2 protein-coding genes are annotated in these 704 nt (G+C 51.0%); both read left to right on the top strand.

All coding sequences use genetic code 11. The features are described from left to right. The coding region (locus tag MBENS4_RS25605; RefSeq protein ID WP_159108122.1) for a hypothetical protein at positions 1 to 332 on the top strand (332 nt) is incomplete at its 5' end. 200 nt (positions 333 to 532) lie between these two features. Further along, positions 533 to 704, top strand: a 172-nt coding sequence (locus MBENS4_RS24450) for a transposase (RefSeq protein ID WP_242405100.1), incomplete at its 3' end; no start/stop codon positions are given.

Consider the following 704-nt stretch of genomic DNA (forward strand, 5'->3'; position numbering starts at 1 on the left):
TTTTCAAACACCCCTATATGTTGCATCTTGTTTCTATGGACTATCGTCAGAATATCACTCATGCAGTAATTGCCGAGATCCGGCATCAACTAGATGGAATTGGAGTCGATCACTGTGGCACAACGCTTCAGGTTGATGGTAGCTTTAAACTTATTCGAGTCGTTGAGGCCATTATAAAATCGTCTCTAATTCCGGAAGAAAATTTAGTTAAAGAAGTTGCTATTTCAATAACGCCGCCTGGACATTCTTGGCATAGTTACCGAGATGCAGCAGTCGATGCAATTGCAGCCTTGAACGGATCAATATTGACTCTTCTAGATCCCCTTCCATAAGTTGAGTTCGTGACAGAGGCGACGAGAATTGGCTCGGCTTGTCTTGCTCCGCCACCTGAAACTTGGACCATTCGGAGCGGCTTTGTTGCGCAAATGCCCGAAGGCTTCCGTTTGCAAATCCAGTTCGTTAAGAGGTTGCAATGAGATAACCGCCCCGCGCACGCTACCGCACGACGAACTGGAAGTCCTACAACGCAGCGCTGGCACAGAGGGGTTCGCTTCAGGTCTGGTTCGATCCTGGGATGCAGTGGCTGTCCACTCCGACCGGCAAGCGCGGGCGGCAGCCTGCCATCTCGAATGTGGCGATCCAAGCCTGCCTGACGCTGAAGGGCGTGTTCAAGCTTCCCTTGCGCCAGACCACAGGCATGGTCT

It is taken from the genome of Novosphingobium sp. MBES04, assembly GCF_000813185.1.
GTDB classification, from domain to species: domain Bacteria; phylum Pseudomonadota; class Alphaproteobacteria; order Sphingomonadales; family Sphingomonadaceae; genus Novosphingobium; species Novosphingobium decolorationis.